Annotated in this window: 21 protein-coding genes and 1 riboswitch; of the genes, 8 read left to right on the top strand and 13 right to left on the bottom strand. The window is 58.8% G+C overall.

All coding sequences use genetic code 11. From position 1 onward, the window contains the following. Positions 1-262: 262 nt before the first annotated feature. The 6 genes from AB1Z34_RS05115 to AB1Z34_RS05090 all read right to left on the bottom strand — a co-directional run bounded on the left by AB1Z34_RS05115 (position 263) and on the right by AB1Z34_RS05090 (position 5,984). Positions 263-1,447 (bottom strand): acyl-CoA dehydrogenase family protein, encoded by a 1,185-nt coding sequence (locus tag AB1Z34_RS05115; RefSeq protein WP_016422383.1) that lies wholly within the window; start codon positions 1,445-1,447, stop codon positions 263-265. A 107-nt stretch (positions 1,448-1,554) separates the two neighbouring features. Beyond that, positions 1,555-2,400, bottom strand: a complete 846-nt coding sequence (locus tag AB1Z34_RS05110; RefSeq protein WP_367158012.1) for a YdcF family protein — start codon at positions 2,398-2,400, stop codon at positions 1,555-1,557. Further along, positions 2,400-2,915: a hypothetical protein gene (locus AB1Z34_RS05105; protein WP_367158011.1), complete on the bottom strand. Its 516-nt coding sequence runs from the start codon at positions 2,913-2,915 to the stop codon at positions 2,400-2,402. Before AB1Z34_RS05105 ends, AB1Z34_RS05110 begins: the two co-directional genes overlap by 1 nt. 19 nt (positions 2,916-2,934) lie before the next feature. Continuing rightward, positions 2,935-3,753: an energy-coupling factor transporter transmembrane protein EcfT gene (locus AB1Z34_RS05100; protein WP_367158010.1), complete on the bottom strand. Its 819-nt coding sequence runs from the start codon at positions 3,751-3,753 to the stop codon at positions 2,935-2,937. After that, entirely contained in the window at positions 3,750-5,366 is a 1,617-nt protein-coding gene (locus AB1Z34_RS05095) for an ABC transporter ATP-binding protein (RefSeq protein WP_367158009.1), read from the bottom strand. The genes AB1Z34_RS05100 and AB1Z34_RS05095 overlap by 4 nt, the downstream gene beginning before the upstream one ends. Positions 5,367-5,375: 9 nt before the next feature. Continuing rightward, positions 5,376-5,984, bottom strand: coding sequence for an ECF transporter S component (locus tag AB1Z34_RS05090; RefSeq protein WP_367158008.1), 609 nt, complete (start codon positions 5,982-5,984; stop codon positions 5,376-5,378). A 157-nt stretch (positions 5,985-6,141) separates the two neighbouring features. Here AB1Z34_RS05090 and AB1Z34_RS05085 point away from each other — a divergent pair, with 157 nt between their 5' ends. Together AB1Z34_RS05085 and AB1Z34_RS05080 are read left to right on the top strand one after the other, a co-directional pair. Next, positions 6,142-8,193, top strand: a complete 2,052-nt coding sequence (locus tag AB1Z34_RS05085; RefSeq protein WP_367158007.1) for a hypothetical protein — start codon at positions 6,142-6,144, stop codon at positions 8,191-8,193. Positions 8,194-8,282: 89 nt separating this feature from the next. Next, entirely contained in the window at positions 8,283-8,480 is a 198-nt protein-coding gene (locus AB1Z34_RS05080; RefSeq protein ID WP_049172707.1) for a hypothetical protein, read from the top strand. 155 nt (positions 8,481-8,635) lie between these two features. Here the strand turns inward: AB1Z34_RS05080 and AB1Z34_RS05075 are convergent, their stop codons facing one another. The 3 genes from AB1Z34_RS05075 to AB1Z34_RS05065 all read right to left on the bottom strand — a co-directional run bounded on the left by AB1Z34_RS05075 (position 8,636) and on the right by AB1Z34_RS05065 (position 12,911). Then, positions 8,636-9,976 carry an alpha-amylase family protein gene (locus tag AB1Z34_RS05075; RefSeq protein ID WP_367158006.1) on the bottom strand — a complete coding sequence of 447 codons (1,341 nt, stop codon included), beginning with the start codon at positions 9,974-9,976 and terminating at the stop codon, positions 8,636-8,638. Between the two features lie 4 nt (positions 9,977-9,980). Then, positions 9,981-11,393, bottom strand: coding sequence for a M20 family metallopeptidase (locus tag AB1Z34_RS05070; RefSeq protein WP_367158005.1), 1,413 nt, complete (start codon positions 11,391-11,393; stop codon positions 9,981-9,983). 135 nt (positions 11,394-11,528) lie between these two features. Continuing rightward, positions 11,529-12,911: a M18 family aminopeptidase gene (locus tag AB1Z34_RS05065; RefSeq protein WP_367158004.1), complete on the bottom strand. Its 1,383-nt coding sequence runs from the start codon at positions 12,909-12,911 to the stop codon at positions 11,529-11,531. A gap of 264 nt (positions 12,912-13,175) precedes the next feature. On the opposite strand from AB1Z34_RS05065, the gene AB1Z34_RS05060 reads away from it, so the two are divergent. After that, on the top strand, positions 13,176-13,373 hold the full coding sequence (locus AB1Z34_RS05060; protein WP_048732933.1) for a hypothetical protein: 198 nt from the start codon (positions 13,176-13,178) through the stop codon (positions 13,371-13,373). Positions 13,374-13,375: 2 nt separating this feature from the next. Here AB1Z34_RS05060 and AB1Z34_RS05055 read toward each other — a convergent pair whose 3' ends face one another. The 3 genes from AB1Z34_RS05055 to thiC form a co-directional block, all read right to left on the bottom strand. Further along, positions 13,376-14,719, bottom strand: a complete 1,344-nt coding sequence (locus tag AB1Z34_RS05055; protein ID WP_246819315.1) for a glycosyltransferase family 87 protein — start codon at positions 14,717-14,719, stop codon at positions 13,376-13,378. A gap of 314 nt (positions 14,720-15,033) precedes the next feature. Continuing rightward, entirely contained in the window at positions 15,034-16,227 is a 1,194-nt protein-coding gene (locus AB1Z34_RS05050; RefSeq protein WP_367158003.1) for an HtaA protein, read from the bottom strand. Between the two features lie 181 nt (positions 16,228-16,408). Continuing rightward, positions 16,409-18,115, bottom strand: coding sequence for a phosphomethylpyrimidine synthase ThiC (gene thiC, locus AB1Z34_RS05045; protein WP_367158002.1), 1,707 nt, complete (start codon positions 18,113-18,115; stop codon positions 16,409-16,411). Further along, a riboswitch (TPP riboswitch) is annotated at positions 18,114-18,235 on the bottom strand. Its footprint overlaps the gene before it by 2 nt. Before the next feature lie 105 nt (positions 18,236-18,340). On the opposite strand from thiC, the gene AB1Z34_RS05040 reads away from it, so the two are divergent. The 4 genes from AB1Z34_RS05040 (at position 18,341) to AB1Z34_RS05025 (ending at position 23,261) form a co-directional block, all read left to right on the top strand. Then, positions 18,341-19,150, top strand: coding sequence for a hypothetical protein (locus tag AB1Z34_RS05040; RefSeq protein WP_367158001.1), 810 nt, complete (start codon positions 18,341-18,343; stop codon positions 19,148-19,150). Beyond that, the gene (locus tag AB1Z34_RS05035; RefSeq protein WP_256881667.1) at positions 19,147-20,994 is read left to right on the top strand and encodes a hypothetical protein; all 1,848 of its coding nucleotides are present in this window, start codon (positions 19,147-19,149) and stop codon (positions 20,992-20,994) included. Before AB1Z34_RS05040 ends, AB1Z34_RS05035 begins: the two co-directional genes overlap by 4 nt. A gap of 238 nt (positions 20,995-21,232) precedes the next feature. After that, on the top strand, positions 21,233-22,729 hold the full coding sequence (locus AB1Z34_RS05030) for an MFS transporter (protein ID WP_256881668.1): 1,497 nt from the start codon (positions 21,233-21,235) through the stop codon (positions 22,727-22,729). Next, positions 22,716-23,261: a TetR/AcrR family transcriptional regulator gene (locus tag AB1Z34_RS05025; protein WP_367158000.1), complete on the top strand. Its 546-nt coding sequence runs from the start codon at positions 22,716-22,718 to the stop codon at positions 23,259-23,261. Before AB1Z34_RS05030 ends, AB1Z34_RS05025 begins: the two co-directional genes overlap by 14 nt. Positions 23,262-23,267: 6 nt before the next feature. Here AB1Z34_RS05025 and AB1Z34_RS05020 read toward each other — a convergent pair whose 3' ends face one another. Continuing rightward, complete coding sequence (locus AB1Z34_RS05020) at positions 23,268-24,470, bottom strand: alpha/beta hydrolase (RefSeq protein ID WP_367157999.1); 1,203 nt, start codon at positions 24,468-24,470, stop codon at positions 23,268-23,270. A gap of 387 nt (positions 24,471-24,857) precedes the next feature. Between AB1Z34_RS05020 and AB1Z34_RS05015 the strand changes: the two genes are divergently transcribed. After that, on the top strand, positions 24,858-26,447 hold the full coding sequence (locus AB1Z34_RS05015) for a Re/Si-specific NAD(P)(+) transhydrogenase subunit alpha (protein ID WP_284857734.1): 1,590 nt from the start codon (positions 24,858-24,860) through the stop codon (positions 26,445-26,447). Positions 26,448-26,449 lie beyond the last annotated feature (2 nt).

Below are 26,449 nucleotides of genomic sequence, written 5' to 3'. Positions count from 1 at the left end.
GCTGAATAACCGGCCACGGGTAGTGCTCGACGGGTTAACTCCCCGGGAGGTAATCTCTGGTGTTATCCATGATGCAATGACCGCCTGACCCTACCGGGCCATTTCTGTCATAAACGCAGTCAGTAACTCGCATCGCCCCACCGCCGCCGACCATAAACGCAGTCACTAGCGCGCATTGGGGTTAAGCGACAAATCCTGAGTGATGTGGCAGCATGAAAAAGCCCTCGCCTTGGTAGCGAGGGCTTAGCGTTTGCGCTGGTGATTAGCGCTTCTGTGCGTCTGCGAGGATCTGGCGACCTGCGACCATGCGGCAAATCTGGTTGGTGCCCTCGTAGATCTGGGTGATCTTGGCGTCACGCATCATGCGCTCAACCGGGAAGTCACGGGTGAAGCCGTAACCGCCGAGCAGCTGCACGGCATCGGTGGTGACCTGCATAGCAACGTCAGAGGCGAAGGTCTTGGCGTTTGCGGCCATCAGACCCAGGCGAGCGCCGCCCTCAGCGGTGCCACGCTCAGCGTTAGCGGCTGCGGTGTAGACCATGAGACGAGCAGCGTCGATCTTCATACGCATGTCAGCCAGCATGAACTGGGTGTTCTGGAAAGCAGCGATCGGCTTGCCGAACTGCTGACGCTCCTGCACGTAACCAACGGCGTAGTCGTAAGCACCCTGCGCGATGCCCAGTGCCTGTGCACCAATAGTCGGGCGAGTGTGATCCAGGGTCTCCAGGGCAGTCTTGAAACCGGTGCCCTCTTCGCCGATGATGCGGTCAGCCGGGATGCGGCAGTTTTCGAAGTACAGCTCCGCGGTCGGGGAACCCTTGATGCCCAGCTTGTGCTCCAGGCCACCGACGCGGAAGCCCTCGTCGTCCTTGTGGACCATGAATGCGGAGATGCCGTTGGCACCCTTCTCCGGGTCGGTGACAGCCATGACGGTGTACCAAGTGGAGCGGCCACCGTTAGTGATGAAGCACTTGGAGCCGTTGAGAACCCACTCATCGCCCTCACGGACCGCGCGGGTCTTCATGGAACCGGCATCCGAACCGGCCTCACGCTCAGTCAGTGCGTAGGAAGCCATTTCACCGTTGGCGATGTCCGGCAGAACCTTGCTCTTCAGCTCGTCGGAGCCCTTGAGGATCAAGCCCATGGTGCCGAGCTTGTTCACAGCCGGGATAAGAGAAGCCGAGCCACAGACACGAGCAACTTCCTCAATGACAATGCAGGCCGCAACCGAGTCCGCACCCTGACCACCGAACTGCTCCGGCACGTGGACGGCGTTGAATCCAGCCTCGTTGAGAGCCTTCAGGGCCTCCTCCGGGAAACGCTCGTTCTCATCGACGTCCGCTGCGTACGGAGCAATCTGCTTCTCCGCCAGATCACGGATAACGGCGCGGAGCTCCTGGTGCTCCTCTGGCAGCTGGAACAGGTCGAATCCTGGGGTCAAAGCCATGTGGGTGTTCCTCCCGATTTAATGATTCCGATGTCGTGTTCGATATCGCGCTCTACGCATTTCTACGCAGCACTATCACCGCACGACGTATTTATCTTCGTTCGATACTAGTGGCTAACGCTTCGCCCTACCCGCGAAATTCGTAAAATTCTCGCGTTGCCGCTCGGCGCCCACAGAATAAACTGCGCGAGGAATTCCCGCAGCAGCGATGTCGCCCAGTACCTCAACGGCGTATAGGCGCCGACGACACACCAGGGTTCCAGCCCCCGTTCGCGCATGAGCTTCGCTACCCGTGGCGCATGAAAATCACTGGTCACAACAACCGTTCCAGCGCTCAACGCACCGTCCATGCCGCGCATCAATTCGCACGCATAGTCAATGTTTTCCGACGTATTCGTCGATTGGTCCTCGGGGATCAACTCGATGTCGCCGCGCTTTACGACGTCCCCAGCGTTCGCCTCCAACCACTCCACCATGGCGTCCGCTTCGGAGCAGGTGGCATCTGTCACCGCTTCACTGCCGACCCCACCGGAGCAGATGATTCGCTCGGTACGCTCATCACACGCTGAGACTGCTCGCTGTAATCTTCTGGCCAGCAGGACCGAGGGCCGATTGTTCTTCAATCCGCATCCCAGCACAACCACGGTGTGTGGCGGCACAGTTGGTTTTTGGGCTGCACATCGAAGACGAACGGCCTCGAAAACGATCGCTGCGGCTCCTGGTACTGCGAGGCCGGCGAGCAGGGGCGTCGTCAAGCGATGCGATGCGCGAGCGTAGTAGGCGCGGCAGCTGGCCAGTATCCACGCGGCACCTACTGTGGGAAGAACCCACCGCGGAGGTCTGCGATTGGGCAGGCGTGGTGGTCGTAGCTCCGAATTAGCGGCGACGCCTAGTCCGCCGACGAGGAGCATGGAACCGAAGCCTGCACCGAGGCACGCGAGTGTTTTTCTCATCAGAGCTTCCACGTTAACTGTTCTGGGACGTTGATGGTCCAGTCGACGAGCTGTTGCGGATTGTGCTTCGCCATATGCTGGGATTCCTGCTCGGCCCACATGTCCCAGTGTTCCTCGAAGTGGTCGTCGCAAGCCATGGCACGGGCAAATCGAGTCTGCGTGTCCAGCTCTACCCAGACTCCCCAGGCGTTGCCGTCGCCGATGGCGCGGGCAGCGGCAAGGTTAGCTTCAGTGACAGCGCCGCAGCCTTCGACGATGAGCGAGGAGTCCGGTGGCGTGGGGACCCACTCGGCGAATTCACTGGCGTACCAGTCCCACCGGCGGTACCCGCGCTCATCGGCCGGTAGCGCGGGGTTCAAAATGGTCTCCGCAACTGCGGCCGATGCTTTCTGCAGACCGGACCAGCCCGGATATACATCCTCCAAGTGGATAACTGGCCAACCGAGGATACTGTGCAACTTTGCCGAAAAGGTGGTTTTGCCACTGCCGGAACGGCCGTCGATAAGCAGAATCATCGTGATCGAAACGCCTTTGCTACGCCACGCCCAGGAAGCGGAACTCCCCGGCCCACACGGAAATACCGATTGCTGCGACGGCGATGGCAAGGCAGGCGGCCATGGTGACATAGTCACGCGCGGCCAATGTCGAGGTGTGCCACCACGTACGCTTAATCGGTGTGCCAAAGCCGCGGGCTTCCATGGCCGTAGCCAGTTTGGTGCCGCGGCGCAGCGCAAACACCAGCAGAGCGAACACCTGAGAAGTAGTGCGGCGGATTGCACCGTGGTCGCCCAAACCGCGTGCGCGACGGGCTCGGGTCAGCGCCTGCCAATCGCTGATGAACAGGCCGACGAGCCGCAGACTCGCCACCGTTGCCAGCACAAAGCGGCTGGGCAGCTTGAGAATCTGCGCCAGCCCATTGCCCAGATCGGTGGGATCGATATTGGCTGTCAGCACGATAACTGGAGTACCGATAGCCAGCACACGCAACATGATCGCGATGGCCAGGGAAATGGAATTATCCGTCACATGCGCAAGCAGAAAGGAGAAATACTCTTTGCCCTCCGGGTTGCCGTAGAGCGCCATCGAGATGCCCGAGATGGGCGCGGCGATAAGAAGCGGCAGGCTGCGTCCTAGAAAACGACGAAAACCCAGACCCGACAGTGGCACCAAGAAAAGCGTGCAGACAAGTGCCACCACTGCGGAGACCCAGTCGATGGAAATCAGCAGCGGTGTGGTGAGCAAGAATAGGCCCAGAACTCTCGCCACCGGGTTGACCGTCGCGAGGAAAGGCTGCTTGCTCTGCTCGGCGCTCTGCGTACCTTCAGCCGTACCGGCGGAACCGACTTCAGTCACGATTTCCCTCCTACTTCGCCCTGGCCGCGCGAACCGCTATTGCTGCTCGGACCGGCCTGCTCCCCCGAACCACGCTGTCCCGGCGCCGCACGGCCTGACCGCTCCGGATGAAACGCATCCATGTCGACGACGTAGTCCCCCATTGCTTGGACCACCAACGGATCGTGGGTAATCGAAATAACAGTTCGACCGTCGTCTGCAAGTTGGCGAAGCAAAGTGAGCAGCTCGGTGAATGTCCGGCGGTCTTGGCCGAAGGTCGGTTCGTCGAGAAGCACAATATCCGGCGCTGTCGCCAGCATGGTCGCCACCGACAGACGTCGCTTCTCACCGCCGGAAAGCGAGAATGGATTCGCCTTGGTCAGGGCGGTTAGTCGCAGCCGCTCAAGTAACTCCTCGATGCGCTGATCAGCGTTGACACCGACAAGCTTGGGGCCAAGCTGCAACTCTTCCAGCACTGTGCCGGTGACGAATTGATGCTCGGGGTCCTGGAATACCGTGCCAATCCGAGTAGCCAACCTCTTCGATGGCCATTTCCACGGCGCGCTACCGCTGCCTGCCACTTGGACCGTGCCCGCCATCGGCTCAAGCAGACCGCCGAGCGTCAGCGCTAACGTGGACTTGCCGCTGCCATTGTGACCAACAATGCAGGTGGAAGCTTGAGATGGGATTGAAATTGATACACCGCGAGCAATCGGTTCAACAGTTTCGCCACCGCTGAACCAGGACTTCTTCGCGCCATAGCCGATGGCCAACTCGCGGGTTTCAATCGCGATGTCACCGCTAGGGTGCCCGTCCTGGTCGCAGGCAACGGAACGGGCGCCCGGCAGCGCGGGCGGCGCATTCGGAATCCACACCCCAGCATCCGTCAGAGCCTGTCCGTGGTCTTCCAAGACTCGATGAGGCGCACCATCGGCAATCACACCTTCGCAGCCCAGCACGATGATGCGGTCAACCACATCGACCCACGCATCCACTCGATGCTCGACCACGATCAGCGCCGCACCGGTTCTCTCCGCCGCGGTAATCGCCGCATCGCGCAGTACCGGCACACCGGCCGGATCGATGTTGGCCGTCGGCTCGTCCAAGCAAATGACCCGTGCGCCCATCGCCAGCACACCCGCCAATGCGAGGCGCTGTTTCTGTCCCCCGGAAAGCCGGTGCGTGGGATGGTCCAGCGGCAAATCCAGTCCCACCACATCCAGGCTGGCGCGTACTCGGTTGCCGATCTCAGCCGGGGCAACGCCAAGGTTTTCCGCACCAAAGGCAACATCGTCGCCAACGCGGGCACTAATCGTCTGCGAGTCAGGGTCTTGCAGCACTAAGCCCACCGCGCCCCGTGCGGAAGCGGGAGTACAACCTTCAATCAGGAGCTCTCCGGTGGCTTCGCCATCGGAGTCGTCGCCAAGTACGCCAGCAATAGCGGCAAGCAGCGTCGACTTCCCTACCCCCGACGCGCCGAGCAACAGCACCTTTTCACCACGCTCCACGTCCAGTGTGATGTCATTCAGTACCGCAGCTTTGCGCCCCGCGTGCCGATATCCGAACCCCCGCGCGCTCACCGCAGGGACATTTCCGCTTGACGACGGCCTCCGCGTCAACGCCTCATCTGTCATCGATTTTTCCTAGACGTCGCCGTGCCGCTCTCGCCCGATGGCAAACCGATCCAGCGCTCCAGTTGCCGCCAGTGCCTTAGCCAGGAAGTAAGCCAGCAGACCGGCGAGGACGGCACCAGACAGCGCCGTGGAGATCAGGTAGATGATGTTGAATTCGAAAGTCTTGGCCAGGTTGCCGGTGAAAAACTCATAGGTCCACGCGCCGACACCTGCCATGAGACCCGAGATAACCACGGTGACCAGGTTGTAGCTCTTATACGCCAAAATGAGGAACACCAGCTCCGCACCGAGCCCCTGCGCCAAACCTGAGTACAGGGTGGGGATACCCCACTGGTTACCGATCAGTGCTGAAACCGTCGCCGCGATTACCTCGACGAAGATAGCTGCACCCGGCTTGCGAATGATGTACGCGCCGAGCGGACCACCGAGGAACCACATACCAGCGACCAAACCGCCAAGACCAGGAGTAAGCGCGTTGACTGCTTCATAGCCCGCACCGCCGATGATGTTCCAGATAACAAAAATCAGGCCAACGGCCACGCCGATAACAGCTGCAATGATGATGTCAATATTGCGCCACGAGAAGTTAGCGCGCGCTGCACTCGCCGATTGCGTCATCCCACTTGCTCCTATTTTTCTTTAACTCGAGCGGTATTGCTCAAACATTATTGATGTATTCATTAGCGGCGTATGAAGCCTGTGTCGACACGCCCTAAGCACTAACTTTTGCCTACCCTACCGCGCCCAGCAGATGGCCTAGATAACATAAGGAACCATGACTAAAGCCGAGCGGTCATCTACAGGAGATACCCCAACTGCCCAAACCCCTCATACGCCGCCAGTCGGCGATGAGGGGACAGCCGCGGATTCCGCAGTGCAAACTGCCGAGGCCCCTGGTGCTGACAACACCGCTGAGCAGGAAAGTTCTCGCCCATACTACATGCCCACATTGACGTGGGGCGAGCGACTTGACCTGTCTGCGAAGCAGTGGTGGCCACTCATCGGAGTTGTTATTGCGATACAGCTTGTCGCTCGCATTCTGGTGCTGACTAGCCATGGTTTTTACTGGGATGACTTCATCATTGTTGGCCATCTTTACGACACCCCACTGCTGAGCAAGGACTACCTGCTTCAGGATCACGACGGGCACCTTGCGCCACTGGCTTTCTTGGTGCAAGGCCTCTATCACCTCATCGCGCCGTGGAACTGGTGGCTACCGGCTATCACCATGGCCGTGATGTCGGCAGTGCTGACATACGCCACAGCGAAACTCTTTGAGCTTCTCACCGGCCGTACGCTGGTATCGCTCTTCCTCATCACGGTCGTCGCCTGGACTCCGCTGATGCTTCCGGGAGACACCTGGTGGTCGGCCGCGGCCAATTCCCAGCCGTTCCACCTAGCATTCGTGGTTTTCATGATTGTCGCCATTCGCACCACTATGCGTCGTTCCTTCGGCCCCCGCCCGTGGGAAGCCGTAGGCCTGTTCGTGCTGCTGGCCGTGGCGCTGGGATTCTTTGAGAAGTCCCTGGCTATCGCACCGATCTCCATGCTGGTTGTCGTCACGTTGGCTTACATGGAACGCAGAAATATCCTGCAGGTTCTCCGCCGTGGCCTCGTCATCTGGATCCCATCGATGCTGCTGACCGGCGCCTGGGCACTGTGGTACTACTTCGGCCCCGCCGAAACCACTGGCTTCATTTCCGACAAGCTACAGCCCGAACTGTTCTTCAACGGCCTCGGCCAGATTTTTGCCGGCATCATCGGCGGACCAACAAGCTGGGAACGCTGGGCTCCGGGACAGCCGTTTGCCTCCGCTTCGTCTCAGCTGATTACTCTCGGCGGCATTATCCTGTTGATTCTGTCCGCCACCCTCATCGGCCGCGATTACCGTGGCTGGGCTCCGTGGACGCTATCGGTGGCGTACATGTTCACCACCTTGTTCGCCATCACCCTGTTCCGCTCGGGAGAGAACACCTCTGGCGTGCTGGCGCACACTTTGCACTACTACTCTGATGTCGCGCTCGTGATCGTAATCTGCGTCGCGATCTCCCTGGCTGGACTCCCACCGAAGGACGAGGCGCCAGCGCTGCTACCGGCTCGTACGCACATTCTGATTTGGTCGCTGGGCATCGCGCTGGCTGTCACCTCCACGATTTCCGTGGTCACTTACCGCAATGCCTGGTCTGATGACATCGCAATGGAGTGGATCGGCAACACCAAGGCGTCGCTGTCCGCGCTGCGCGAGGAAGCCGATGCCGCTGGCCCCGACAAGGCGATCGACTACAATCTCATCGACCAGCCCGTCCCCTTCGAAGTTCTCGTGCCCGTCGCCGCTCCGATGAACATGTACTCGCGGGTGTTTGATGCGGTCTCCGATCGCCCGCCGTTTGAGCGCGTCACCGGTCACCCGCGCATGTTCAATACAGACGGTTCGCTTATCGACGCCAAGGTCTCCGAGGTCACCCGTGTCACTGACGGCCCTGTCGAGCAGTGTGGCCATCGCATCACAGTTGGCGAGGACGGCACCGCGTCGGAGGACATCAAGTTGGAGAACATCATCAAGCTCGGTGACTGGGTGCTTGAGTTCCCGGCCACCGCCTCCGAGGACATGGATGTGCGCCTGTCGCTCCCCAATCCTTTCGAGACTGAAGAGCAAACCCGCGGTGGTTCCACAGTCGTGAAGATGAACAACGATCTGCGACCGCGCTATGTGTACCTCAACGGTGGCGGAAATACTCTCCATGTCGATGTGGAAAAGGCGACTCCGGGGGCAACCCTATGCATCGGCGCGGGGGCGATTGGCCCCTTGGTTCCCGCAAGCCGTTAAGAATCCTCTAAGATATTGCTTTAAGATAATGTGAGAAAAGTTTATTAGCCCCTTGTAGCTATTGTTTTTCCGACAGAGGAGCCACATCCATGCGTAACCGCATCGCCGGCGCTATAGCCGCATCCGCTATTGCCGCAGCAGCCCTGGTCGCTTGCTCTCCCCCGAATCAGGTTGACTCGGACGTGAAGGTCGGCGACCAGGCCAACCCGTCGGAGACCTTCGAGCAGAAGGCCACCACTCCGGCATCCTCCGACGAGATGACCCCTGCTGAGACCGCAGAGATGTAATCACTGCATCTGCGAAAACAGGGGTAGCCAGCAAACATAAACGCAGTCACTACCCCTTGTGCCCACTCATCGATGGGGCACGAAAGAATTACCGCCTGGACATTGTGTCCGGGCGGTTTTGGTTCTCCGGGGCAGCCTAGAGCCGCCTAGAGAGCCTAGGAAAACTCAAATTCCACGTGGTCACCATCACGGATCACCGCGCTGGTTGCGCCGTTTTCCAGGTTCAGCTCGACAACGAGCGAGGGCATCTCGCCGGAAGCTCCAGCCTCACCCGAGGCTCCGGCAGCATCGTCCACGAGCGCCGCGTCGGTTGCGGTCACGCGGTAGCGAAGAAAACCATTGCGCAATTCATCAGTCTCCACGCGAGCGGAGTGCAACCATGGGAACCGGCGTCGCACCGCAACGAGCTGCTGGTAAGCGCGGTAGAGGTCCTCACCAAGCGCAGAGAGTTCCTCCGGGCTATCCGGGAACACTGGTCGAATCTGGTCGTCACCGCCGATGCGTTCCTCTTTGAGACCGGTGTAACCCTGTTCGTCGCCGTAGTAGACCAGCGGCACACCGGCCACGGTAAACAGCACCGTCGCCGCCAGCACGGCCTTGTCGGCCCCTACCTGCGTCGCAATGCGTGAAACATCGTGGTTGCCCACAAACGTCACCGGCACAAAAGACTCCGCGAAGGTATTATGGCGCTTCAGAGTCCAGTCCAACTCGAAGAAGTTTTCCTCCTTCAGCGCAGACCAGGTCGCTTTCCACAGCTCGTACTCCGTCACCGAGTCCATGCCGGACACCGACACAATCTCCGCATAGTCACCGTGGATGACCTCGCCGTAGATAAAGGCGTGCGGGTGCTCAGCACGCACTCGCGGCAAAACCTTGTGCCAAAGCTGTGGGTCCACTGCGTAGGCCGCATCCAGTCGCCAGCCATCAATCCCCCGCGCCAGCCAGTAATTCATCACGTTGACGACAAAATTAACAGTCGCGTCACTGGTGTGATCGAATTCGACCAAACTCTCATGGCCCTCAAACACGGGCGCGGTCATGTCGCCATCTGAGTGAGTAAACGCAAAGAGCTGTGCTTCTTCAGAGTCAGGGTTTTCCTTCGCGGTCTTCAGCGCGGGCGCCTCTGACCCGATGTGGTTGAAGACGCCGTCGAAAAGCACTTTGATGCCGCGCTCATGGGCAGCTTCGATAACAGCCTTCATGTCCTCTTCGGTACCCAGGCGCGAGTCAATGCGGTAGTAGTCCTCGGTATCGTAGCCGTGGCTAGTCGACTCGAATACTGGAGCCAGCTGCAGGACGTTGAGCCCGAGCTCCTGGACGTACGGAAGCCAGTCAATCAGTTTGCGAATTCGATTGACCGGCGCGGCGCCTCGATCCTTCTCACGGATGGGCGCTCCCACAAACCCCAGTGGATAGACGTGCCATCCAATCGCCCACTTCGACCACTCAGGTGCGGCAGCGAGCGTCTTATCAGGGGCGTTGGGGGTCGTGGACATTGTCCTATGCATCCTCTCTAGGTGCCTGAGCCTGATTGGAATTATCTGATGTCGCCGCCTCAGGACTCGGTGAGGTCTCCCCCGCCGATTCGCTTGACGACGCCCGCGCCTGACCCGCATGCGACTGCGGCGTGCCAAGGCCTGCCTTCCGCGGCCGTGGAGGCACGGAACCTGCTGCGGGCATGGTCGGAGATGTGGCAGGGCGCTCCGGCGGATGATTCTTCGACGGGTTCAGTGCGTCGAGCGCGATTTGGATTTCCGTGCGCATGCCATTGACCATGGCTCTCTCCACAATTTTAAACTTGGAATTGTGGAGAAAGAAGGGATTACCCGCTTCCGGGCCACCGGTGCCGAGGAACATGTAACAGCCCGGCGCTTCACGAGAAAAATAGGAGAAGTCATCCGAAGGAGCCCACGGATCGGCAGCGAACACCTTGGAGTTGCCAACCGCCTTCGTCGCCGCATGCCAGGCACGATTGACTGCAATGTCGGCGTTGACCACCATCGGGTACGGAATCTGCCAGTCGAAAGTCGCCTGTGCGCCGTGAGCTTGGCAGACGCCGTTGACGACGGCCTCGATACGCTGGCAGACAATCTCCCAGTCGGCCTCATCCACCGAGCGGATGGACACTTCCAGGTTGGCCGTGTCCGGGATCACGTTGCCGGCCTCACCTGAGTGCAGTGAACCGACGTTGACGATGTTCATGTGCTTCGGATCCACATCGCGGGAGACAATCGTGTTCAGCATGAGAGTCACCTCGCTGGCGATGAGCACCGGGTCAATCGACAGCTGCGGGTTCGAAGAGTGTCCGCCACGGCCACGAATCGCGATGGAGACAATGCCCGACATGGTTGTCACTCGCCCAGCGCAGATTCCCACATGTCCCACCGGATGCGGCGCGACGTGGAAAGCATAGACCTCATCCAAGTCATCGGCGGCACCCTTGTCGACCAACTCACGCGCGCCGCCCGGCAGCATTTCTTCGGCGTGCTGGAAGATGCACAGCACCTTGCCGTGCAGCTGATCGCGCATTCCAGAGAGCACCTTCGCCGTGCCCAGCAGCATCGCCGTGTGCACATCATGACCACAGGCGTGCATCACACCCGGCGTGCGCGAGGCGTACGGCAATCCCGTTTCCTCTTGAATCGGCAGGGCGTCAATATCTGCGCGGTAGCCGATCACACGGCCAGTGCTGGGGTCGCCCGCTGTACCCTCGATGACGCCAATCACGGACGTCGGGGTTAACCGGTACGTCGGGATGTCCCATTGATTGAGCAGATCCTCAATCATGTCCGAGGTCCTGTACTCCCGGAAGCTCAGCTCCGGATTCTGGTGCAGTTGGCGACGCCATGCCACCGCCTCTTCGATAGGTACTTCAAGGCGGTGCGACGGCAGGGTGTCGTTAGCATCAGTCATGGTTCATAGCATGACAGAAAATAGGCTCCACGACGAGCAGCTACGGAAACTCCCTCACCCATTGTCGCTTCACGACGGCCACAGCGCCCCGACATCTCCCCTGCTAGAGGTGACTTAAGCGCTGCACGCGAGCTGCTAGTTTCCGGCACCCCAGAAATCCACGGTGAGTTCGGCCAACCACCATGGATCAATCGTGCCGCACATCTCACGCGCCGAGTGCATGGAGACCATCGCAGCTCCGATATCAATGGTGTCGATACCCAGTCGCGTTGCAGTGATCGGGCCGATAGTGGAGCCACATGGCTTGTGGTTCGCAGAGACAAAATACTGCACCGGCACTTCCTGGCCAATGCGCTTAGAGGTTTCCGCTGCGATTCGGACAACCTCAGCCTGACCGGCCGCCGTAGTGGCGTAGCGCTGGTTGGCATTGATCTTCACCACCGGGCCGGCATTGAGTTCCGGCTGGTGCCCCGGCTCGTGTTCGCCTGCATAGTTCGGGTGCACACCGTGTGCGCCGTCGGCAGAGAGACAGATGGAGCCGCGGTAGAGCTGCTGGGTGCGTTCCAGGTCAGCGCCTGTGGCCGCTGCGATGCGGGACAGAACGTCGGCAAGCAGTGGCCCTGCAGCGCCCGTGGTGGAGGCGGACCCAACTTCCTCGTGATCGAAAGCGACCATGACGGGGATGGTGGTTGGCGTGCTCCAGTTTTGGCGGAGCAAGGCCTCGAAGGCGACTAGGGAGGAGTGGACGCTGAGCAGGTTGTCGAGTCGACCTGAAGCCAGGAATTCATCGTGAGCACCGAAGGTGCGCGGCTGGTGGGTGTCGAAAGAAATGAGGTCCCAGGCGACGATGTCGTCGATAGACAGTCCCGCAGCATCGGCGATGACCTGGTGCACATCGGTGCCGAAGGTATCCAGTCCGATGATTGGTGCAGTGTGATTCTGCTTGTGGAGCTTCAACCCCTCTTCGTTAACCGCACGATTGAGGTGGATAGCCAACTGCGGAATACGCGCAACCGGGCCAGTGCGAGCAAGGTGCTCATTGCCGCTTTTATCAATTACCCGACCGGCGAACTCAATTTCGCGGTCGGTCCAGCTTCCCAACAACGCGCCGCCGTAGACTTCAACGGCGACCTGCGCATAGCCTGCGGCGGAGGTGCGCGCGTTGGGCTTCACACGAAAACCGGGCGAATCCGTGTGGGAACCCACAATACGGAAACCGGTGAAATCGGCAGCCGGCGTCTCCGGGACGATCCAAGCAACGGCAGCGCCATCGCGACGCAGGACGTAGGCACCGGGTTTACTTGGCCACTGTTCGTGCTCATCGATGACCGTGGCACCGGCTGCACTCAGACGGTCAACGACCTGTTGTGCCGCATGAAATGAGCTTGGCGACGCAGCCACAAAATCTATTAAATCCTCAACGTGACTGAGCGCTGCCGCCGGAACTCTGCGCGATGCCGCTTCCGAGGTATCCGCTGAATCCGGGGACTCAGGGGTGGGTGCCGAAGAAATAGCCATAACCAAACTCCTACTTCACATTTGATTCCGGATTTCATTGTATTGGAGCCCACAACTGACCGTGACCGAGCATTGAGCCGATCCACAGTGTGATGCAGCTTTCATGTTGGGAACGGTATCCACTTAGTCACTTTTGCCCGTTTTAACTCGATATCGGGCATATTCAGACATATAGTGGCAACCGCATCAAAGAAAACCATTTGAATACAGAACCTCTCAAACCGGAGTCCCGACCGGATTCCGACCACAGAAAGGGTTTATACCGTGAGCCTTGAAAACCTGTTCCCCCGCTCTTTCACTACCAAGCGCGCCTTTTTCTCTCAGCCGCTGCGCGAGGCTCTTACCCGCGACACCAGCAGTGACGCTAACGCAGTCCACTTCGGACACCAGGTTAAGAGCGCCCGAAACGAGATTTACAGCGACATGTCTGCCCGTGACATCGTCTCTATGCTGAGCCGCTAAATCTAGCGCTTCCTCAAGTCGAATAAGACCATTGGCTCTGGCTGAGGAAATTTCAATGTCTCCGCGGCAGCTAATTCACTGCCCAATCCAGCTCCAACCTCGCCTGCATCACCATCGCCGTACCGATGTACCGCAAACGCGTGGCAGCCACCAATAATGAGCATCAATGCCAGCGTCAAGAGCATCGCAGTAATCCCCGAGTACACAAATCCGCCGGTATACGGCGTAGCAGCAATCGGGTTTGTCACAGGGAACGTCAGCAGGACCACTAGCAACGCAATACCGATATACGGCCACTGTCTGGTCAATCGGGTCCGCGCCATGGCGGCCAAACCGAACACAGGCGTGACCAGCATCAACATGTAGTGGGTCCAAAGAATCGATGAGAATGTGGCTGCAATAAGCCACGCGCCGGTGATTAGAACCTCAAACCGGTAGACCGGGTTCAACCACGCAACTGCCGTGACCATCAACACCACGCCAAGCGCAATACACAGTGGAATCGTTTTCACGTGACTCGGATAATCACGAACCACTGTTACTAATAAATCAGGATTGCCCAGATCTGTGGCTAAAGTCGACGCCAACGACTGATTCGCACCACCGACCAAGACCGACGCACCAATGTCGTCGATTCGATCAATCCAGTCCGAAATAACCGGTATGTCAATGCGGATAAACATCCAGACCGCCAGTACCGCCGTGGTGGCCAGCGACCAGAGGGCTGCGCGCCGTCGATAAGCGAAAAAGAGCATCACGGCGATGAGCGCATACGGAGTCAATTTAATGGATGCGACGATGCCGAGGACGATGCCCGCGAGCCAAGGACGAGTGCGCGAGGCGGCAAGCCCATAGGCGACGCCCGCGACAATCAGCGGTGTCGTCTGACCAATCCAGAACGAATTAAGAGTGGTCGGCAGGGCGAATACGCATGCGGTAACCAGCGCTGCGATACCCCAGGGCATGGTCGACCGAAACCACAGGTGGTAGGAAGCTGCGACCAGGACCACAACGGCCATTCCGGAAAGAAACAGCAACCAAGCAACCGAGGTTTCAAAGCTCATGACGTGGGATATCGCTCCCAGAGCCTTTGCAAACAAAGGGTTTTGCACAAAGGGATGCGTAAATGGCGCAGACACTTCCTGCGCCAGGCGTGGCCAGACCTCTCCGCTCATGGCGGTGAAATCGATTGGATCGGCATCATAGAGATGGGACTCAAGTCCCCTGTCCATCAGTAGCCCGCCCACCCAGAGCGACGCCCAATCGTCCGGCTGGGTGCGGCCATTCCAGGCCAGCAGCGAGGCAAGACCACCGAGCAGCGAGACCAGCATAAGAGGCCAGCTCATCACAGGCGATTGCGTCAGCGCAGGGACCTGATTGGGTTTGCGAACCCATATTTTTCGCGAGGCCCGCGACGGAGACTCCGCAACAGCACGTTGCGACTCCGCAACCTGTGACGATGCCCCATCCTGTGACACCGGTCCTTCTGCCCGACTATGCCGTCCCACGTTCCTCCTCATCGCTGGTAAGCGCCTCTATCTAATGTAGTGATTCCAATACGGCAGTGGTTACAACCCCACAAGAACCCGCAAGGTATGACGGCTTACTTTGAACGAAGTGCCAGGTGGACAACAATTGGCGGCCATGATGACCGGAGGGACTACCGGAACTGCGAGATAGTGCCGATGGTCGTGATCAGCTGATCGCCATCACTGTTGACAACAGCGGCTATGGGCATACGCTCCATCTCATCCGGACCGACATCGTAGCCCTGCGAGACCTCTGCCGTAATAATCTTTCCGGTCGGGCCGTCCTCAATGCGCGGATTACGAACGACCACATGAACCAGACTGAACTTCGCGGTGAAGTGAACTTCTCCGCGGTAGCTCTCCCCTTCGGCATCGCTGTTGTCATTGTCGCGGGTGAATGAGACAACACCGTCCTCAGGCTCTAGAGCACCGTTCTTAGCAGTGACTCCGCCACCCAGTGCGCCGAATACCTTCTCCAGCGCAGATACAGGAATTACTAAATCCTCGCTGGAGGGAGCCGGGGCATTCTTGCCCGGAGCATCCGAATAATTCAACGGAATATAGATTTCCTCGGCCTCATTAATAGAGCCGGCTGCCGGGTAGACGTAAATACCCCAGTTTTCACCAGCTGGGGTCTCTGGCGGGTCAACAACAATGCGGGCTTCAAAACTGCCGTCATCTGTCATCGGGGTAGCCTGACGAGCGATAGAACGCCGCATATCGACGCCCTGGTTCGGTATGGCCTCGAGAGTTCCGGCCGGCGTGACCCAGGCAATGTTGTCGTGTGGATGTTTCCGCGCCGAAGACGGAGCACCTTCACTTGGCTTCCACGAGTCTGGGAACGCACTGTAGAGAACGTAAACACCATTGGGCACACCCGGAGGAATTGGAAGCGGGTAACCACCACGGTTGGCCGACGGATTGAAACCACTGCCGCGAACAATAAGAACATCGCCGCGATGAACCGTGGCACCTTCAGCTGGTGTGCCGTCCTCAAAAGTGACAGTAACTTCCGGGGATTCGACATACTGTGAATCCTGCGGCTGGAAGTTCTCCGCTGGATTAATCACATTGGGAAAATTGTCCGGCACGATTGGCTTCGCAGTTTCAGCCATTGCCGGGGACACAAACGCCGAAAGAACCATGGCGCCGGACAGCGAAACCGCAGTCGCAGCTCTGCGCGCACCCCGCCCCACCGGTCGACGCACGTCTTCTCCAACCGTGGATGATTCAGAGCTGAATGAACGGCGAGTGTTGCGAGTGTTGCGAGCACCTGCGAGATGGCGGTGGGAATTATCGAAAGTCAGGAATCTCAGGCTGTGCATATAAGCAATGTACACCCCACTAGTTAGGTTTACCTAACGCCTTTATGAAGGTGCGCCTTACCCTCCCCCGTTTGAGGCTCAACACTGAGGCCGGCAGAAATAGCTGAAAGCAAAAGAAAACCGCGGCCAAGCCCAATAGAGCTCGACCACGGCTTACTTCAGCAGCTTCTAAGACAACCAGCTACTCCGCGGTAATCGGCAGGTAGACGCGGCTCCCCTGATCAGCGAACTCCTGGGACTTCTCAGCCATGCCGGCCTCGATCGCTTCAACGGAGTCCAGGCCGTGTTCCTTCGCGTAGTCCTGTACATCCTTGGAAATACGCATGGAGCAGAACTTCGGACCACACATGGAACAGAAATGCGCAGTCTTTGCCGGCTCTGCAGGCAGAGTCTCATCGTGGTAATCCAGCGCAGTGTCCGGATCCAGAGCCAGTGCAAACTGGTCATGCCAACGGAACTCGAAGCGGGCCTTCGACAGCGCGTCGTCACGCTCCTGAGCGCGCGGCAGCCCCTTCGCCAAGTCGGCGGCGTGCGCGGAAATCTTGTAAGTAATCACGCCGACCTTGACGTCGTCGCGGTTCGGCAGCCCCAGGTGCTCCTTCGGCGTGACGTAGCAAAGCATGGCGGTGCCAGCCTGCGCAATGATTGCCGCACCGATAGCCGAGGTGATGTGGTCATAGCCCGGCGCGATATCGGTTGCCAGCGGGCCGAGGGTGTAGAACGGAGCTTCCTCACACCACTCCTCTTCCCACTTCACGTTGTCGGCGATCTTGTGCATCGGAACGTGGCCTGGACCTTCAATCATGACCTGACAGCCGCGGGACTTAGCGATCTTGGTCAGCTCGCCGAGGGTGCGCAGCTCAGCCAGCTGGGCTTCATCGTTAGCGTCGGCAATGGAGCCCGGACGCAGGCCATCACCGAGGGAGAACGTGACATCGTACTGCGCCAGAATGTCACACAGCTCAGCGAAGCGCGCGTAGAGGAAGCTCTCCTGGTGATGCGCGAGGCACCATGCGGCCATAATCGAGCCACCGCGGGAAACAATGCCTGTCACGCGGTTGGCGGCCAGAGGCACATAGCGCAGCAGCACACCCGCGTGAACGGTCATGTAGTCCACGCCCTGTTCACACTGCTCAATGATGGTTTCGCGGTAGATTTCCCAGGTCAGCTTGGCCGGGTCACCCTTGACCTTCTCCAGCGCCTGGTAAATCGGCACCGTACCAACCGGCACCGGGGAGTTACGCAGAATCCACTCGCGGGTTTCGTGAATGTCCTTGCCAGTGGACAGGTCCATGATGGTGTCCGCGCCCCAACGGGTTGCCCACACCATCTTCTCCACCTCTTCAGAGATGGACGAAGTCACGGCCGAGTTGCCGATATTTGCGTTGATCTTGGTGGCAAAACGCTTGCCGATAATCATCGGCTCAGTCTCCGGGTGCTTGTGGTTGGCCGGAATCACGGCACGCCCCGCAGCAACCTCTTCGCGAACAACTTCCGGATCCACATTTTCACGAGCGGCAATGAATGCCATCTCTGGGGTGACAATTCCCGCTCGAGCCCATGCCAGCTGCGTCTTGACCTTCGGGGCGTCCTCAGACCCCGCAACCGCCGGCACTGCCGGAGCCTTCGGCCAAGAGTCACGAGTCTTAGCCAAACCCTCCTTCAGGTTCAGCTCCGGATTTTCCTCGGTGTAAATACCCGAGGTGTCGTACGCATCGAAGTGAGTGCCATCCGTCAGATTGATTCGACGAACTGGAATGCGCAGGTTCGCCTCACCGAAATCGTTGCTGAACGCAACCTCGTCGTAATGCTTGTTGCTGCGGTAAATCGGGCCAGTTGTAACCTCGCCCTCTTTCGGCGGAGCGGATACAGATACACGTGCGGCCATGAAGCAACACATCCCTTTCCTACGCTGGTATTACCCAGATTCAGGTTCGTCCGGTCGACGCTCGATCCCTAGCGTCCTCTCAGTGCCGGAATTTCGGTTGGCACTCCCGTGGTTTTGTAATGCGCCTCATAGTCTAACCAATCGTTCGGATTACTTCGGTTATTACACCCACGCTGCCCACCAACGCTTAACGACGGCACGGAGAACGCACCCCAAAGGGGCAGGTTGTGGCTGTACAGCGGCGTTGTTTCTCGCGGCGACCGCGTTGTCCACACCCCTAAAAGTTATCCACAGCCGGTCTATTTTTTCGTCTTCTCAGCAAGCGCAATTGTGACCGCGGTGTTATATCTTTCTCACACAAATTCTTTGGGGAGGGAAAAATTGAAAAAGGCGACTACTGCCGCCCTACTGTCAGCACTTCTATGGGGAATAACGGGGACTAGTTGCGCATCGACCAAGGCTTCCGGCGAGGACGTTCAACCTGTCGGCGACAATGCGATAACCATGACTACTGACTCGGGCGTGACGTTACCTGCGGGTGTGCTTCCACCCAACAACCCGCCGGAGCCCGGTGATGCTCCACTTGGCCCCGATGGGCACTATAACTACGACGCACCCGAATTCGTCCTGACCAATCCGTGTGACGACCCTGAGATTATGGGGCGTTTAGACAGGCTGGGGTTCCGGGAGCAGACGTACATGGAGGGCCGAATCGAAGGTAATAAACAGATTGGCTGCGTTATCGAATCCGACGCTTCCGGTCTATTGAGTATCTGGCATGCTGCGGTCGCTCACTCGCAACTCGAGCGCTACAGTGCCGAGCCTTTGGCTCATCACGAAGGAATTTTCAATTGGGTGACATTCACTCAAACAGAACCTCTAGGAAGTTCCGCCTGTATTGCTTCTATCGAAACAGGACAAGGGGCTCTTGGATTCGTTATCGACACAACCGGACAAGATAGCCCTGACCCACAGCACCGACTATGCGCTCCCGTAAATGAGCTGTTAATTGATTACTTGGGGGAAGAATCATGATGCATACCGTAATTCCAACAATCGACTCTGCAATCCAGAAGTTCAGTATTACGAATGTTCTAGCAAGCGGTTCCAGGTTTATGCAGCCCAACTTGGCCGGCTACTCACAGGTTCCGTCACTCCAGCTGGTGGCGACAGAACACAGTCTCGCAATTTCCGGCAGCTCAGGAAGCTCTGCCGCCGTCGGCTTGTCTCTGGGCAAACAGCTCACGTGGGCGCAAACAAATCTCGCTGACTTCCGTCGCGTGATCACTGAGCACGAATCCACCATGAATCGGATTCTTCGAAGCATTAACCCATTCAATGGTGACGGCGCTTCCCTTGCTGAAGTAGCGCGCACAAGCGGTGTATTTCAGCGTCGGCCGATGTTTGAAGCTGGAAGTCTCACTTTCGCGCCAGTCACTCTTTCCGCGGAACTTGGTCTCGATGCGAAGTCCCTACTTTCCATGTTTTCCTCGACAAATGACGGTGCCGTAGCCGAGGCAATCGCCTACTGGAACAACTTCGCCGACACTATGACCACGTTGGCCAGCAATCTAACCTCCATCTCATCCGGCTTGGTGTCGAGCAACAGCGGTGCTGTCTTCTCTGCTGCGGATACGACAATGAAAGGTCTAGCCGCACGCGCAACCAGCATCGCCACCGCATCTGAGGTCATGGCCGGGCACCTTGCCGTATTGCCATCTGTGAAGGCGATGGCCGTCAATGCACTATCAGCGATCGAAGCCGAATCCAAGGCACTCCCAAACCCTGGCGCGCAAAAGGCTTTTGAACAGGCCGAGGTAGCAGCCTTTCTCTCTGGTCCGTATACCGCACAGCTACAGACAGCTATTCCCCGAATTCCTAACCTGGTTTCTGCCGATGCGGGAAGTGGTGTGACTGCCGAGGTGTCCGTTGGAGCCACAGTCGCCGGGCGTTCTGGAACTAGCCAGTTCAGCCTTTCGCCTGCGGGGATGACTGGAAGCATGCAGGCCGCCAGCACACCAGTTGGTGCCACCTCAACTGTTCCGGATTCTCCAACACCACAATCCACATCCGCGAGCCCTTCCGCTCCTTCGCACGTGCAACCGAGCACTTCGACTTTGTCGAACCCCACAAATCCGTCTGCTGCCCCTGTGCACCCCGCACCACCAAGCAGCCCAACGAGCTCCACAATCTCGCCAACATCCCCGACCGGTACATCAACCATGGCTCAACCGAGCACGGCGAATCCAGCCATGGTCACCCCTTCGGGAGCGAGCGCCCCACTTCAACGCACATCACCGCAAGGAGTCTCGCCTTACGGAGTTCACGGCAACCGGCCGGCTGGCCCTCTCGGCGCAGGACGCACTGCGGGGCTCACACCAGCGGGCAATATCCCGGCACTGCCGCCTTCTGGAAACGCAAGCCCCCGTCCACCGGCCTCGGGACTTCCGACTTCGAGTCCCGGTCGTATGCCAGCGCCAACAGCGGGGCGCGGGATGGGAACCGGCTTGGGGCCCGGGATTGCTGGTTCTGCCTTGCCAAACGCCTCGAATAGCCCTGCACAGCGCGGAAGTGGATTGATGAATTCCCTAATCAGCGCGCGCAACAGTACTGCTACCGGAGCTACGGGTACTGCTGGCGGAACCACGGGCGCCGCTGCTGGAAACCGTGGCGCAGGGGCTTTCGCGGCCACCACTGCGGGCAGCCGTGGCGGACTGCTCCAAAAGGGCTCCGCACCGTCGGCACGCAAACTGACAAACGTGGCCACGATCAGGGATAACGATGCCGGCGCTTTCGAGCAGAACGAATACCAGAAGGAGCTTTTCGGGGATGCGCCAATTACTATCCCGGCGGTGATTGGTCACAACGTCCGATCGTAAAGCTCCGACCGTAAGCCTCCGAGCATAAAGTCAGCGCGCAAAAGCTGATCTTTACCCGCTCGGGCGCCACGGGGGATCGAACGGCGTCCGTGAATTCGCACCTCAACAACGCCTGCAACTTAGACACTTTTTCACCGGCTCCTTGGGCGGGATTGGCTTACTTTTCTTGAAGTTTTAGACCTAAATCGGCACTCTTCAGAAGTTGTAACTAAACCGAACGTTCGTTACAGTTACTGGAATGACAAGTACCGACCACGCCGCTTCCACGAGGGCTAATCCGCCCACTTCAGTCACCCACAGGTGGATCTTCCTCGCTATCATCAGCGCCGGCCTACTACTCATCAGCATAGATAACTCGGTGCTCTACACTGCTCTGCCGGTTCTGCGCGAGCAGCTCCACACAACCGAGTTGGAGGGCCTGTGGATCATCAACGCCTACCCACTGGTGATCTCCGCACTCCTCCTCGGCACAGGAACCCTGGGCGACCGCATCGGTCACCGCAAGATGTTTCTTGTGGGCCTGACAATTTTTGGCTTCTCTTCCCTGGCCGCGGCCTTTGCGCCGCACGCCTGGGCGCTGGTCATCGCCCGCGGCTGTCTAGGACTGGGCGCCGCGACCATGATGCCGGCGACCCTCGCACTACTACGTGAGACCTTCCGCCACCCTCGTGAACTTGCCACAGCTATTGGCATTTGGTCTGCCACGGCAACACTGGGTGCCGCCGCCGGCCCCGTCGTTGGCGGTTTCCTATTGGAGCACTTCTGGTGGGGCTCAATCTTCCTTATCAACATCCCTGTAGTAGTTTTCGCAATCATTGGCACGCTGATTTTTGCTCCGCCGAATCAGCCAAACCCGGCCAAGCGCTGGGATTTTCTCACCAGTCTCTACGCGATGCTGGCCATGCTGGGCCTGGTTTCGCTCATTAAGGAACTCGCCGGTCATCGCACCTCCACCGTCATCGTCGCAGCTATCGCCTGCGGGCTAGTGGGCGCGGTACTGTTTCAGCGTCGTCAGGCACGTCTTACTGAACCCCTCATCGACTTCTCCGTCTTCCGTTCGCCGATGTTTTCCGGTGGCGTGCTGGCAGCCGCGCTTGCCATGTTTGTCCTGGCAGGCGCCGAATTGACGACGACGCAGCGCTTCCAGATTTCCGTCGGATACACACCACTCGACGCGGGCTTGCTAGTTGCCACCGCGGCACTGGCGTCCTTGCCAGTTGGTGTCATCGGCGGCATGGCGCTGCATCGAGTGGGTTTCCGCACACTCATCACCGGCGGCTTCCTCCTCAACGCCGTCGGCCTGGCGGGCATGTACTACGGTGTTTCCTCGGGCAATTTCCCGCTCATGATCGCAGGATTGATACTGCTCGGCGCGGGCGCAGGTTCTGTGTTGTCGGTGTCGTCGACCGCGATTATCGGCTCAGCCCCGAGGTCAAAGGCCGGTATGGCGGCAGCGATGGAATCCGTGTCCTACGAATTTGGCACACTGATCACCGTCGCAATCACAGGCAGCCTCCTACCCATGTTCTACGCCTTGTTCACGCCTGTCGACGCCAGCATCTCACTCACCGATGCACTTCACACGCCAGCGCTTAACGACGGCGCCCGCGCCGGCCTCGACAGTTCCTACCTGGCCATTTTGATTATCCTGGCTGTCGTTGCTGTCATTGCAGCGATTGCGACTGCGGTGGCATTTCGCGGCAACCCGAAGGAGACTGAATATGCGCACGAGTAAGCGCACTGCCATTCTCGACACAATCGTTGAGATTATCGAGACAAACGGCTTTTCCGAGGTCACCTACGAAAATGTCGCAACTCAATGCGGAATGAGTAAATCAGGGTTGATTTACCACTTCCCCTCCCTCGAAGACATGATTCGCAGCGTCCATGAGCACATGGCGCAGTTATGGGAAGAGGAGCTTATCGAAGCCGCGGGTGGGCCTGCGGAGGAGGTATCCCCCGCCAACCGCCTACGCGCAAACCTCCAGGTCTCACTGGATACGGCAACGAGGGCCGAGCTACTCATGTCCATCGACTCTGCCGCCGAGTCGGAGCTGCGCGAGATTTGGACGCGCCTTTTGCGCCGGTGGAATCCGCCGGCGGAGAAGATTGCCACCGATGAGGATGCCTGCATGGCCTACGTTGTCCAAATGATTTCCGATGGACTCTGGGCTAACGACTACCTCAACGGCAATCAGCTCACGAAAGCGCAGCGCAAGGCAATCGCCGAGGCCGCGGCAAAGCTAATTCCAGAGTCGATGGAGTAGCCAGCTCTAGACGCCCTTGCGCTGAACGTCCTTGAGCTCGGAGTCAGCGGCCAGGCCATAGTTGGCGCCCTCATAGACGGCCTTTGCTCGACTCGTTCCGGCGAGCACATACTCACTAAAGGACAGCACCAGCGAGCCGAGCACATTCTTGGACGGATCATCCAGGTAGGTGCCGTGGTAGGAACCGGTGACTACCGCTTCCCAGGCAGGCCCTGCTGCATCGCGGTAACCACGTCGATCGGCATCAAAAGGAACGATGTCCTCGTGCTCAGCAATGGCCACCAGGCTCGGAATCTCCGGTGGGGTGGAGATCAGTCCAGCGTCGGAAGGCCCTGGGTTGATGGCGACCAGCCCGCGGGTGACCATATCGATGCCCGCAGCCTGGAACGCCTTATCCATCCTGTTGTTCAGGAAGATTGCGGAGCCGCCACCTGCAGAGTGCCCGACCAGCATCGTGCGGGAGAAATCGATCTTGCCTGCAAGTGGCGTGGACTCGTCCTCATTGGCCGCTGCGGCAACTGAAGCTGCCAGCACCATCTGTGGCGCGAACCAGTTGGTGAAGTTGTAGCCAAGAGCCACGACATATCCGTGGCTTGCATAGAGTCGTGCTTGCGCGTCGTACATACCTGGCTCAGTACCAATGCCAGGGCTCAGAACCATCAGCGGCGCGGACTCCATGGAGTCGATATCCGCCGGGTAAATGAGCTGCGCGCCAACTGGGGAGGCGTTGGCCGATTCCGGCAACACGTCATAGCAGCCGGTGGTGCCGTGGAGACCGTGGAGGTCCCGCAGTACGCGGTTGTAGATGGTGTAGACGACACCATCACATGGCATTGCTTCACGGGTTGCGGCAACTGGGTGGGAGCCCATCGCTCCGAACTCCTTGCGCAGGTACCCCGCCTCTGGGGCGAACGGCTCGGTGATATGGCCACTTTCACCACCGGAGATGGCGCGGTTCACGCCACCCATAACATCCACCAGACCACCGCCAATTTTGTCCACGGTTTCCGAGTTCTGGTAGTCAACAGTGCTTTCACGTGCAGTGATGTCCGGCAGCTGGCCAATGCGCGGTGCCGCCTGCGCTGGCGCCTGTCCGCCGAGAACCACACCAGCTGCGAGCGAGAGAGCAACCACCTTCGAGAACGTGCGCGTCCGCCCTTGACGGGATGCCGACACGGGCTTTCCGGCCGTCTTTAGTGAACCAATCATCGTTTTCCTTAACTCTTACCAAGAACCTAGGAATACGAATTTACCTAATACGTAAATACATACGTAAAGACAGAAATAGCCTCCCCCATCTTTCACCCCTCAAACAATCATTCAGAGCGCTGAAAATGTTCACTCTCGCCCAAAATTAACACCACTACCCCCATTTCCTACCCCCTTTCCAAGAGTGCACAAATTCAGAAAACCCACCTCACCACCGTTACCCACATATTTTTATTACCTTTTTCCACAAACGCCTCCGCTGCCTCCCCACCAGCGCATACCTTATTGACACCAAGGAGAAAGTGGTCACGCCCACACTCACTGTTAACCGACAACCGAGTGCGCATGGCCCTTAATAAAACCCCCGAACAGAAAAGAACTCCCACAATGAGAATCGGCATCCCTTTAGAACCCGATCCCCAGCAAACAATTGTGGCTGCGACCCCGGAGACCGTCGGCAAACTCGTCAAGCTTGGCTACGAGGTCGCCGTGCAGGCTGACGCCGGCCTGGCTGCTAAGTTCACCGACGCGGACTACGAATCCGCCGGTGCCACCATTGTCGACGAGTCTGTCTGGCACAGCGATATCGTCGTAACGCTCGACACTCCGCCGGAGCAGTTCCGTGCACTGCTTAACGACGGTGCCATGCTGATCAGCCGACTTGCGCCAGGCCGAAACGAAGAACTGGTCGAAGAGCTCGCGCAACGCAACATCACTGCCCTTGCTATGGATGCAGTTCCCCGCATTTCCAGGGCACAGTCGATGGACGTGCTGTCGTCGATGGCCAACATCGGCGGCTACCGCGCAGTAGTCGAAGCGGCTTCTGCATATGGTCGCCTCTTCACTGGTCAGGTGACTGCCGCAGGAAAGATGCCACCAGCTACCGTTTACGTCATCGGCGCTGGTGTCGGCGGACTTGCGGCGATCGGTACGGCCAACTCTATGGGCGCGGTTGTTAAGGCAACAGACCTGCGCCCTGAAGCCGGTGAACAGGTCGAATCGATGGGTGCAGAGTTCATCCCGATTCCGGCCGCCACCGAGAAGTCCGAAGATGGCTACGCCAAGGAAATGACCAATGATCAGGCTGCCGCTGCCGCGAAGCTCTACTCCGAGCAGTCCGCGCAGGCTGACATTGTCATTACCACCGCGAATATCCCGGGCCGTCGCTCTCCACTGCTGCTGACTGCTGCCGATGTTGCAGCTATGAAGCCAGGCAGCGTCATCGTCGACATGGCTGCCGCAGGTGGCGGCAACTGCGAGATGACCGTTCCAGGCAAGACCATTGTCACTGACAACGGTGTGACCATCATCGGTTACACCGACCTTGCAGGACGTCTGCCCGCGCAGGCATCGTCGCTGTACGGACAGAACATTTTCAACCTGTTCAAGCTGATCACGCCGGAAAAGGATGGCTCTCCAGTTCTCAATCTCGAGGACGAGATTATCCGTGGCATCACGGTGACAAAGGCTCGCTCACAAAATGGCGCCGGCGCTACCGGAGCTGAGATTCTCTGGCCACCACCGCCAATCAAGGTCGCTGTCACCCCTGCTGCCCCACTGCAGGAGCAGCAGGCTCACCAGGCCGCATTAGAAGAGAATGCGCCGGAGAAGGTTTCCTTCATGGGATCGGGCCTGGGCTCGAAGGTTGCTCTGGGCCTGACGGCACTGCTGGCCATTGTGGTTATGCTCAGCGCACCGCACAGCGTGAGCGCCAACTTCATGGTTCTCACCTTGGCTATCGTGCTCGGCTTCTACGTGATCTCCGCGGTCACGCCGCGCCTGCACACACCACTGATGTCTGAGACCAACGCGATCTCCGGCATTGTTCTGGTGGGTGCGATTCTCCAGGTGGGAAGCTCCAACCTGCTGGTTTCCGGTCTCGCGTTCGCGGCCATTGTGGTCAGCTCCATCAATATCTTCGGCGGTTTCGCCGTCACCGACCGCATGCTTGGCATGTTTGTGAAAGAGGAGGCATAAAG

Source organism: Corynebacterium sp. 045007, from assembly GCF_040743205.1.
GTDB classification, from domain to species: domain Bacteria; phylum Actinomycetota; class Actinomycetes; order Mycobacteriales; family Mycobacteriaceae; genus Corynebacterium; species Corynebacterium jeikeium_D.
Note: the sequence above shows the minus strand (reverse complement) of the source record. Positions and strands in the feature narration are given on the sequence as shown.